Raw genomic sequence first — 9,401 nt, 5'->3', positions numbered from 1 at the left:
GCCATTCGAAAAGTGATCTACACGACCAACGCTATCGAAAGCATCAACGCTCAGCTACGCAAGATCATCAAGACCCGGGGCCACTTCCCGACGGATGACGCAGCGACCAAGCTGATCTGGCTTGGGCTGCGTAACATCACGGCAAACTGGGGCTCGGCAGCTCATGATTGGAAAAGTGCGATGAACCAATTTGCGATTCTGTACGGAGATCGATTTATCAGGCCTACCTGGTAAAAGCACGGCCTGCCTGGCGGTAGGCCGTTATCGGCCCGCACACAAAAAAACTGACACTCTCCTGATCTGCAGTTTAATGGCAGTAATCAAGGCTAGGAAGGATAAACAAATTTCATGCAGAGATGATGCGAATCGTCCACGACCAAACTTCACCCCCACTTATAAATAGGCAGATGAGCAAGCGATTTAAAACGGCACTGCCACTTCACACCTAGCAATAATGATAGTTGAAAAATTGAATGCAGCACGATATCAAGGCCTTTTCAAACTGGAGGTGAATATGCCCCTACATCCCGCGTGGCATTCTTATACGTGTTATGGATTCGCTGAATACACAAGCTCCGTGTCGTCGGGTTTCTGTAGCTACCTGCTAGACACCCCGTCGCGCAGCTACATACTCGGAAACGGTTATCGACTCTACAACCCTACCATGATGCGCTTCGCATCAGCTGATGGTGAAAGCCCATTCGCTCACGGCGGAAAAAATGCCTACTGTTACTGCGGTGGTGACCCAGTGAATCGCCTGGACGGCTCAGGGCGCAGCTGGAGCAATGCCCTCGTGTACAAGCGGGCTGAGTTGATCCCTAATAGGAACGCAATCAGCACTGAACAATTGAGAGCGCTCAAAAAAATCAAAATCGCAAAACTGTCGCCCACATTCAAAGCCAAGTTCCGAGCGACCCGATCTACAAAAATTGACAAGACGGACTACGCTGAGATAGCGCCGCTTGTCGAGTATGAATCGATTGTGAACGCAACACGCGCTTACTTATATATGATGAACGACAGAAGATTCATACCGAAGGCGATTGGTATGTCCAGGCGGGATTATTCTATAGCCATGAGTGCTCGGAATTATGTATTCGGGCCTGATGCCGCGACCATAACACCAGATCAGCGATCCGATATCAGCCGCAGGCATATTTTCAATTTGAAAGGTTTCAGTATGAGAATGGGGCGCCTCAGGGAGGCCAGAGACCTTGTCCGCCTCGAGCTAGCCCGGAATCAGCAAGGCTTGCCCAAGCTGGATAACGCAAGAACACCGGCGGAACGGCTGCCCTTATAGCGCACCCATAATTGTCAAAGCGCAGGTGCTAAAAAGCCCCGCAGACCTAAACCTGCGGGGCTTCTAGTGTATGGCGGAGAGATAGGGATTTGAACCCTAGGTACTGTTGCCAGTACAACGGATTTCGAATCCGTCCCGTTCGACCACTCCGGCATCTCTCCAATGCCGCGCATCATACCAGCGAATTCTGAAAACGCAAACCTTTATTTTCAAAAAAACCACGTGGTATCAGGCGCTTGCGTGTGCGGGCGCCTTACAGCGGCACGCCCAGACGCTTGGCAACTTCTTCGTAGGCTTCGATCACATCGCCCAGGCCCTGACGGAAGCGGTCCTTGTCCATCTTCTTACGGGTTTCCTTGTCCCACAGGCGGCAGCCGTCGGGGCTGAACTCGTCGCCCAGCACGATCTGGCCGTGGAAGACACCGAACTCTAGCTTGAAGTCGACCAGCAGCAGGCCGGCGTCGTCGAATAGCTTGGTCAGCACCTCGTTGACCTTGAGCGACAGCTTCTTCATTTCGACCAGTTGCTCGGCGGTGCCCCAGCCGAAGGCGACAACGTGGGATTCGTTGATGAAGGGGTCGCCCTTCTCGTCGTTTTTCAGGAACAGCTCGAAGGTGGACGGCTCCAGCTTGATGCCCTCCTCCACGCCCAAGCGCTTGACCAGGCTGCCGGCTGCGTAGTTACGCACGACGCATTCGACCGGGATCATGTCCAGCTTCTTGACCAGGCACTCGTTGTCGCCCAGCAGTTTGTCGAACTGGGTCGGCACGCCGGCTTCTTCGAGCTTCTGCATGATGAAGGCGTTGAACTTGTTGTTCACCGTGCCCTTGCGGTCCAGCTGCTCGATGCGCTTGCCGTCGAAGGCCGACGTGTCGTTGCGAAACAGCAGGATCAAGCGGTCGGCGTCATCGGTCTTGTAAACCGATTTGGCCTTGCCGCGGTAGAGTTCGTCGCGTTTTTCCATGATTGGGCTCCGCTTGCGTGAGGGGTGGGCTAGGCGATGGCGCGCCAGTCGAGCCCGTGTTCCTGATTTGCCACCTCAAGCCAGTCAGGGTCACACCCAAGGGTGTCGACGAAGCACTGGCGGGCTAGGTGTGGCAGGTTGTTCTTGCTGCTGAGGTGGGCCAGCACCAGGTGCTGCAGGGTATTCCAGCCCAGCTCATGTACCAGGCTCGCGGCCTGGTGGTTGTTCAAATGCCCGCGCATGCCGCCGACCCGCTGCTTGAGAAAGTAGGGGTAGTGACCACGCGCCAGCATGTCGCGGCAATGATTCGCTTCGATCAACAGCGCATCCAGGTCGCGATAGCCGTCCAGCAGCCGCGCGTCGTACGAGCCCAGGTCCGTCAGCATGCCGAAACGGCGTGTGCCGTCGCTGACCACGTATTGCAACGGTTCATGGGCATCGTGCTCTACGCGCGATGCCGTAACCTCCAGGCTGCCGACGCTCAGGCGCTGGCCGCAAGCCAGGAAACCGGCCACTTCCACCGGCTTTCGCAGCCCGCGCAAAGTGCCCTGACTCAGGTAGACCGGTACATTGTAGCGCCGCGACAGCAGGCCAACCCCATGCACGTGGTCGGCATGTTCGTGGGTGACCAGCACAGCGCTCAGCTGGGCTGCCGACACACCGAGCAGCGCCAGGCGCCGCTCGGTCTCGCGCAGGGAAAAGCCGCAATCGACCAGGATGTAGGTATCACCACTGGCGATCAGCGTGCCGTTTCCCTGGCTACCGCTTCCAAGTACGGCGAAGCGCACTTAACCCAGGTGGTCCTGAATGGCACTCAGCACACGGCGAGCGACGTCGGCCGGAGCCACGGTGTTGATGTTCTTCTCGACCGTGACCTGCACGTTTTCACCCACTTTGCTCAGGCGTACCTGATAGCGCTCGGCACGGGCTTCGCGCTCTTCCTTGGTGGGCTCGCTGCCGAACACACGACCGAAGAAGCCAGGCTTGTTCTCTTTGTCTTCGGGTTTTTCGGACAGGTTGATGTAGTACAGGCCCAGGCTGCGGTTGATGTCCTCGACCCGCCACTGGCCACCCTGCTCCAGGGCACGGCCAACGCTGGACCAGGCGCGATCCAGGTCGGCGCCAACGTTCAGGACCGGGTTGCCGCTGCCGTCTTCGCTCAGGCTGACGCGGTTCGGCACATCGAAATCACGTTCGGCCAGCAGCGACACCGAACCGCCCTTCTCGGCGCTGCGGTTCATGCTGGCGAGCAACTCGTCGACCAGCAGGGCGTCGGCGCCGGTGTTGGTGGAGCTGGACGGGAAGTCGGGTTCGGCGCTGCTGCCAGCCGGACGCTCGACAGTGACCACGTACACCTCGGAGGTGTTGCGCTGCACGCCGGGCTCCATGCGCACACGCACGCGCACTTCGCTGTCGTTGCTGCTGGCCGTGCTGGCCAGGCGCTGACCAAGGGAGGCCGAGAGTTCGTCGAAACGCTGCCAGGTGGTGCTGAATTCGCCCGTCTGCGGGCGCTCCTCAGCAATACGGAAGCCGTTGTCCTCGAAGAACTGACGCGCCACCGGCCAGACTTCGGCCGGGGCGTGCTGGGCCAGCACCCAACGGCTGCTGCCGCTGCGCTGCAGGCTGTAGTCGTTGGCCTGGCCCGCACCGCCGGTCAGCGGCTGCGGACGCGGCACTTCGTACTCACCGCTGACGTTGTCGTCGGCAACATTGCGCGGGATGGGCAGCAGGGGGTCGAGGCGCTTGACGCCGCTGACGTCCGAAGGCAACTGCATGGGCGCGGTCGAGTGCGCCTGCAGGTAATCGCTGCCGCGGTCGCGGAAATAACCATCCTCGCCCCACAGCCAGCCGCACCCACTGGTGCTGGAGATGATCAGGGCAAGGGCAGAAAGGCCAGCCAGTCGCTTCATGCAGGGTACTTCCTCTTAAACCAGTACGCCGGACTGGCGCAGGGCAGTACGGACTTTGTCGTGGCAGCCTTCGCTGAGCCAGGTCAGTGGCAGGCGAATGCCTTTTTTCATCAGGCCCATCTCGACCAGCGCCCATTTGACGGGGATCGGGTTGGACTCGCAGAACAGGTCTTTGTGCAGGGGCATGAGCGTGTCGTTGATTGCGCGGGCCTTCTCGGCATTGCCCTCAAGGGCGGCCTCGCACAGGTCGGCCATTTGCCGCGGGGCGACGTTGGCCGTGACGGAGATGTTGCCCTTGCCGCCCATCAGGATCAGCTCGACGGCGGTTGGGTCGTCACCGGACAGCACGATGAAGTCGCTGGCAACGCCCTCGATGATGGCCTTGGCGCGGGCCATGTCACCGGTGGCTTCCTTGATGCCGATGATGTTGGGCACCGTCGAGAGGCGGATTACAGTTTCGGCCTGCATGTCGCAGGAAGTGCGGCCTGGCACGTTGTACAGGATCTGCGGGATGTCGACCGACTCGGCAACGTGCTTGAAGTGCTGGTACAGGCCTTCCTGGGTCGGCTTGTTGTAGTACGGCACGACCAGCAGGCAGGCATCGGCGCCGGCATTCTTGGCGTTCTGGGTCAGGTGCACAGCTTCGGCAGTGGAGTTGGCACCGGTGCCGGCGATGACCGGGATCGGGCTCTTGCTGCGCTTGACGCGCTCGACCACATGCTTGATGACCAGGATGTGCTCTTCGACATCCAGCGTGGCGGACTCACCGGTGGTGCCGACGGCGACGATGGCGTGGGTGCCGTTTTCCAGGTGGAAGTCTACAAGTTTGTCGAGGCTGCCCCAGTCAACACGCCCTTGTGCATCCATGGGAGTGACCAGTGCCACCATACTGCCCGCAATCATGTATCTGCTCCTGCCGGAAAAAGAGAGCGGTAATGGTACTGGGGGCATCGGCCTTGCACAAGCGAAGCAGGCGGGCGGAGCATTCCCCTCGGCGCCTTATTTCGCTACCCTTGATGCTTTGATCGGTGCAGCACGGCCCGCCGGGCCGTAGACCCTGCTCCCGGCCAGCGCCCCGGCCCTCGCCTGCGAGTGCCGAGCGCTGCCTACAGGAGGCTTTCGCCCGTCCTGCACCGACCGCTCATCGCTTTAGGAATGCTGCATGTCCACCCCCACTGTCCGCGAACAATTCCTCGTCATCAGCGCCTTGGGGCCCAACCCCATGGAGCTGGCCAATGTACTGAGCCGCGCTGCCTTCGAAAACCGCTGCGCGGTGGTTACCTCGCGCCTGAGCCGCCATGGCGAGACCAGCGCACTGGTTTTGCAGGTCGGCGGCAGCTGGGATGCCCTGGCGCGCCTTGAGGCCATGCTCCCCGGCCTTGGCAAGAAGCACGGCCTGACCCTCGACGTGGTGCGCAGCGCCGACCAGGAAGTACGCCCGCAGGCCCTGCCCTACGTGGCCTATGTCAGCGCCGCCTACCGGCCTGACATCATCAACGAGCTGTGCCAGTTCTTCCTTGACCACCGTGTCGAGCTCGAAGCCATGACGTGCGACACCTACCTGGCACCGCAGACTGGCAGCAGCATGCTCAATGCCCAGTTCACGGTGATCCTGCCGGCCGGCACCCAGATCAGTTGGCTGCGCGACCAGTTCCTGGATTTTGCCGACGCGCTGAACCTCGATGCCCTGATCGAGCCCTGGCGCCCACAAAACCCTGTCTGAGGAGGTTCCCATGGCCGTTGCACTTGACCAACCTGTCCCCGACTTCACCGCCCAGGCCACCAGTGGGCAGACGGTCAGCCTGTCCGCGCTCAAGGGCCGCCAGGTGGTGGTTTACTTTTATCCGAAGGACAGCACGCCAGGCTGCACCACCCAAGGCCAAGGCTTTCGCGATCAGCATGGCGCCTTCGAAGCCGCCAATACCGTGGTGCTTGGCGTCTCGCGCGACGGCATGAAGTCCCACGAGAACTTCAAGGCCAAGCAGGGCTTCCCGTTCGAGTTGATCAGCGACAAGGACGAGGCCCTGTGCCAGCTGTTCGATGTGATCAAGCTGAAAAAACTGTACGGCAAGGAATACCTGGGCGTGGATCGCAGCACCTTCCTGATCGATAAGGAGGGCGTGTTGCGCCAAGCGTGGCGTGGGGTGAAAGTGCCTGGCCATGTGGATGCCGTACTGGCAGCGGCCCAGGCCCTTAACGAGGCCTGATCGGATCAGGCTGCGTCGGTCATCGGCGCAGCCCCATGGCTATCAGAGCAAGGGCGATACACTGGGCTCCTGACGCGGCCAGGCGTCCAGCACGGCCTTGATCAGGGTCGCCAACGGAATGGCGAAGAAGATGCCCCAGAACCCCCACAGCCCACCGAACAGCAAGACCGCGCAGATGATCGCCACCGGGTGCAGGCTGACGGCCTCGGAGAACAGCAGCGGCACCAGCACGTTGCCATCGAGCGCCTGGATGATCGCGTAGACCGTCATCAGGTAGATGAACTGGTCTCCCCATCCCCATTGAAACAACGCGATCAGTGTCACCGGCACGGTAACCACCACCGCCCCTACATAGGGCACGACCACCGACAGCCCAACCAACAGCGCCAGTAACGCGGCGTAGTTCAGGCCCAGGGCGATGAACGCGATGTAGGTGGCGATGCCACAGATCAGAATTTCGATGCCCTTGCCCCGGATGTAGTTGGCGATCTGCCGGTTCATCTCGCTGCCCACACGGTTGAGCAAGGTGCGCTGACGCGGCAGGTAGCCACTGACCCAGCGGCCGATCAGCTCGCGGTCCTTGAGGAAGAAGAACACCAGGATCGGCACCAGTACCAGGTAGATCATGGCGTTGACCAGCAGCGGCAGGCTGGACAGGGAGAACGTCAGGGCCCATTGCCCGAACTTGCCGATCTCGCCACGGACCGACTCGATGGCATGCAGCACCTGCTCGTCCGACACCAGGTGCGGGTAGCGCTCTGGCAGCAGGAGCAGCAGTGACTGCCATTTGCCAAGCATGCCCGGTAGCTCGTTGAACAGGGTGATCAGCTGGTGCCACAGCAGCGGCACCAGCACCAGCATGAACACCGCCAGCGCGCCCATGAACAGGGCAAATACCAGCATGACCGCCAGTCTCGAAGGCACTCGCAGACGCTCCAGGGCGTTGACCAACCCCTGCATGAGAAACGCCAGCACCATGCCGGCCAACACTGGCGCCAGCATCCCGCCCAGCGTGAGCACCGCCGTGAACGCCAGAAACAGCAAGACCGCCAGCACCACCGCTTCTTCATCGGAGAAGTAGCGCTGGACCCAGTCGCGTAGCACTTTGAACATGAACGATCCTTGTAGGACTCAGGCCTTGCGCAGCCAGTAGGTGTAGGTACCGGCCTCGGCCGTTTCGTGCAACAGGCTATGACCGGCCAATTTAGCGAAGGTGCGAAGGTCGCGTTGGGAACCTGCGTCGGTGGCGATGACCTTGAGCACGGCACCACTGGCCAGGCCATTGAGCGCCATCTTGGCCTTGAGCAGCGGTAACGGGCAGTTCAGCCCGCTGGCATCGAGTTCGGCGTCACAGGTCAAGGGGGTGCTCATCAACGGGGCTCTCCAGGGCAATGCCGGCTACGGCCTGATCGGCCGCCTAGGATAGCGCCACTGGTCGCCAACGTGTGAGCCCGCTACAGTAGCAATCTTTGACCGACGCGAGCTTCGTGCATGAATCTACTGCGCCCTACCCTGCTGACGCTGGCCTGCCTGATGGCCCTGCCTGGCCATGCTGACGACCTGCCGTCGCTGGGTGACGCCAGTTCGGCGATCGTCTCGCCACAGCAGGAACATCAGCTTGGCCGCGCCTGGCTGAGCCTGTTGCGCGGCCAGGTCAACCAGCTCAACGACCCTCAGCTCAAGGACTACGTGGAGACCAGCGTGTACCGCCTGGCCGAAACCAGCCAGCTGCAGGACCGTCGCCTGGAATTCATCCTGATCGACAGCCGCGAACTCAACGCGTTTGCAGCGCCAGGCGGCATCGTGGGTGTCAACGGCGGGTTGTTCCTCAACGCGCAGACCGAAGGCGAGTACGCGTCGGTGCTGGCGCACGAACTGGCGCACTTGTCCCAACGGCACTTTGCCCGGGGTATCGAGGCCCAGCAGCGCATGCAGTTGCCGATGATGGCAGCGTTGCTCACCGGTATCGTGCTGGCGGCCGGTGGCGCCGGTGATGCCGGCATCGGCATGATTGCCGGCACCCAGGCGGCGGCGATTCAGGAACAGCGCAGATTCTCCCGGCAAAACGAGCAGGAAGCCGACCGCATCGGCATCCAGAACCTGGAAAAGGCCGGCTACGATCCGCGCAACATGCCGACCATGTTCGAACGCCTGGCGCGTCAGTACCGCTACGACGCCAAGCCGCCGGAATTTCTGTTGACGCACCCGGTAACCGAGTCGCGGATCGCCGACACCCGTAACCGGGCAGAGCAGGCGCCAAAAGGCGGTGTGGAAGACAGCCTGCGCTATCAGCTGATCCGCGCCCGGGTAGCGCTCACGTATGAAGGTACGCCGGGGCTTGCGGCCAAGCGTTTTCGCGCCCAGCTCGACGAAGACCCCAAACTCGATGCGGCACGTTATGGGTTGGCGCTGGCGCAGATCAAGGGCGGTCAGCTCAACGAAGCACGGGAGATGCTCAAGCCGCTGCTGGCCAAGGCGCCCAACGACATTACCTACAACCTGGCGCAGATCGACCTGGATATCACCAACAATCGCCTGGCCGATGCACAGCAGCGGGCCGAGCGCATGCAGGGGCTGTACCCGGGCAATTACCCGCTCAAGCAGGTGCGCGCCGACCTGCTGGTCAAGCAGAACAAGCCGGTCGAGGCGGAGAAGGTATTGAACGACCTGATCAAGAGCCGCCCGGATGATCCGGACGTCTGGTACGACATGGCCGAGGTGCGCGGGTTGTCGGGCAATACCATCGGCCTGCACCGGGCGCGGGCGGAATACTTCACCTTGGTGGGGGACTTTGATCAGGCCATTCAGCAGCTCGACTACGCCAAGCGCCGCGCTGGGGGGAATTTCCCGCTGGCTTCTCAGATCGACCAACGCCAGCGAGAGGTGCTGGAGCAGCAGCGCATGGTGCGGGAGATGATGGGGCGCTGAAGCGTTTCAGGGTCTGGGGCGTTACCGCTTCCAACGTTGAACAGCATGCCTGAGCGGTCTCGCCGGCGCGCCGGACCGGCAACGTCGTACAG

Annotated in this window: 11 protein-coding genes and 1 tRNA gene; 5 read left to right on the top strand and 7 right to left on the bottom strand. The window is 61.3% G+C overall.

Annotation, left to right across the window (positions count from 1 at the left end; genetic code table 11):
- Together FS767_RS13985 and FS767_RS23525 are read left to right on the top strand one after the other, a co-directional pair.
- Positions 1–234: transposase (locus FS767_RS13985; protein ID WP_141250027.1), on the top strand; the 234-nt coding region annotated here is incomplete at its 5' end.
- Positions 235–454: 220 nt separating this feature from the next.
- Positions 455–1,300, top strand: a complete 846-nt coding sequence (locus FS767_RS23525) for an RHS repeat-associated core domain-containing protein (RefSeq protein WP_371921592.1) — start codon at positions 455–457, stop codon at positions 1,298–1,300.
- Positions 1,301–1,371: 71 nt separating this feature from the next.
- Here the strand turns inward: FS767_RS23525 and FS767_RS13975 are convergent.
- The 5 genes from FS767_RS13975 to dapA all read right to left on the bottom strand — a co-directional run bounded on the left by FS767_RS13975 (position 1,372) and on the right by dapA (position 5,077).
- Positions 1,372–1,461: transfer RNA gene (locus FS767_RS13975), tRNA-Ser, on the bottom strand.
- A 92-nt stretch (positions 1,462–1,553) separates the two neighbouring features.
- Positions 1,554–2,264 carry a phosphoribosylaminoimidazolesuccinocarboxamide synthase gene (gene purC / locus FS767_RS13970; protein WP_016498342.1) on the bottom strand — a complete coding sequence of 237 codons (711 nt, stop codon included), beginning with the start codon at positions 2,262–2,264 and terminating at the stop codon, positions 1,554–1,556.
- A 29-nt stretch (positions 2,265–2,293) separates the two neighbouring features.
- Entirely contained in the window at positions 2,294–3,052 is a 759-nt protein-coding gene (locus FS767_RS13965) for an MBL fold metallo-hydrolase (protein ID WP_027914235.1), read from the bottom strand.
- Positions 3,053–4,174, bottom strand: coding sequence for an outer membrane protein assembly factor BamC (bamC, locus tag FS767_RS13960; RefSeq protein WP_058638490.1), 1,122 nt, complete (start codon positions 4,172–4,174; stop codon positions 3,053–3,055).
- A gap of 15 nt (positions 4,175–4,189) precedes the next feature.
- A complete protein-coding gene (gene dapA, locus FS767_RS13955) occupies positions 4,190–5,077 on the bottom strand; it encodes a 4-hydroxy-tetrahydrodipicolinate synthase (protein ID WP_100851039.1) in 888 nt (295 codons plus the stop codon).
- 259 nt (positions 5,078–5,336) lie between these two features.
- Between dapA and FS767_RS13950 the strand changes: the two genes are divergently transcribed.
- The gene (locus FS767_RS13950) at positions 5,337–5,897 is read left to right on the top strand and encodes a glycine cleavage system protein R (protein ID WP_023536329.1); all 561 of its coding nucleotides are present in this window, start codon (positions 5,337–5,339) and stop codon (positions 5,895–5,897) included.
- A gap of 10 nt (positions 5,898–5,907) precedes the next feature.
- The gene (locus tag FS767_RS13945) at positions 5,908–6,381 is read left to right on the top strand and encodes a peroxiredoxin (RefSeq protein WP_058638492.1); all 474 of its coding nucleotides are present in this window, start codon (positions 5,908–5,910) and stop codon (positions 6,379–6,381) included.
- 42 nt (positions 6,382–6,423) lie between these two features.
- On the opposite strand, the gene FS767_RS13940 is transcribed toward FS767_RS13945, so the two are convergent.
- Together FS767_RS13940 and FS767_RS13935 are read right to left on the bottom strand one after the other, a co-directional pair.
- Positions 6,424–7,494 carry an AI-2E family transporter gene (locus FS767_RS13940; protein WP_058638493.1) on the bottom strand — a complete coding sequence of 357 codons (1,071 nt, stop codon included), beginning with the start codon at positions 7,492–7,494 and terminating at the stop codon, positions 6,424–6,426.
- 18 nt (positions 7,495–7,512) lie between these two features.
- Positions 7,513–7,752 carry a sulfurtransferase TusA family protein gene (locus tag FS767_RS13935; RefSeq protein ID WP_023536286.1) on the bottom strand — a complete coding sequence of 80 codons (240 nt, stop codon included), beginning with the start codon at positions 7,750–7,752 and terminating at the stop codon, positions 7,513–7,515.
- A 120-nt stretch (positions 7,753–7,872) separates the two neighbouring features.
- On the opposite strand from FS767_RS13935, the gene FS767_RS13930 reads away from it, so the two are divergent.
- Positions 7,873–9,309 carry a M48 family metalloprotease gene (locus tag FS767_RS13930; protein ID WP_144966302.1) on the top strand — a complete coding sequence of 479 codons (1,437 nt, stop codon included), beginning with the start codon at positions 7,873–7,875 and terminating at the stop codon, positions 9,307–9,309.
- Positions 9,310–9,401 lie beyond the last annotated feature (92 nt).

Origin of the sequence: Pseudomonas sp. DE0010 (genome assembly GCF_007680745.1) — a bacterium.
Classification (GTDB): domain Bacteria; phylum Pseudomonadota; class Gammaproteobacteria; order Pseudomonadales; family Pseudomonadaceae; genus Aquipseudomonas; species Aquipseudomonas parafulva_B.
Note: the sequence above shows the minus strand (reverse complement) of the source record. Positions and strands in the feature narration are given on the sequence as shown.

What these genes read in the sequence shown, in the direction of transcription:
- FS767_RS23525 (WP_371921592.1), top strand. Translation starts at nt 455, where the DNA reads ATGATAGTTGAAAAATTGAATGCAGCACGATATCAAGGCCTTTTCAAA.
- purC (WP_016498342.1), bottom strand. Translation starts at nt 2,264, where the DNA reads ATGGAAAAACGCGACGAACTCTACCGCGGCAAGGCCAAATCGGTTTAC.
- bamC (WP_058638490.1), bottom strand. Translation starts at nt 4,174, where the DNA reads ATGAAGCGACTGGCTGGCCTTTCTGCCCTTGCCCTGATCATCTCCAGC.
- dapA (WP_100851039.1), bottom strand. Translation starts at nt 5,077, where the DNA reads ATGATTGCGGGCAGTATGGTGGCACTGGTCACTCCCATGGATGCACAA.
- FS767_RS13950 (WP_023536329.1), top strand. Translation starts at nt 5,337, where the DNA reads ATGTCCACCCCCACTGTCCGCGAACAATTCCTCGTCATCAGCGCCTTG.
- FS767_RS13945 (WP_058638492.1), top strand. Translation starts at nt 5,908, where the DNA reads ATGGCCGTTGCACTTGACCAACCTGTCCCCGACTTCACCGCCCAGGCC.
- FS767_RS13940 (WP_058638493.1), bottom strand. Translation starts at nt 7,494, where the DNA reads ATGTTCAAAGTGCTACGCGACTGGGTCCAGCGCTACTTCTCCGATGAA.
- FS767_RS13935 (WP_023536286.1), bottom strand. Translation starts at nt 7,752, where the DNA reads ATGAGCACCCCCTTGACCTGTGACGCCGAACTCGATGCCAGCGGGCTG.
- FS767_RS13930 (WP_144966302.1), top strand. Translation starts at nt 7,873, where the DNA reads ATGAATCTACTGCGCCCTACCCTGCTGACGCTGGCCTGCCTGATGGCC.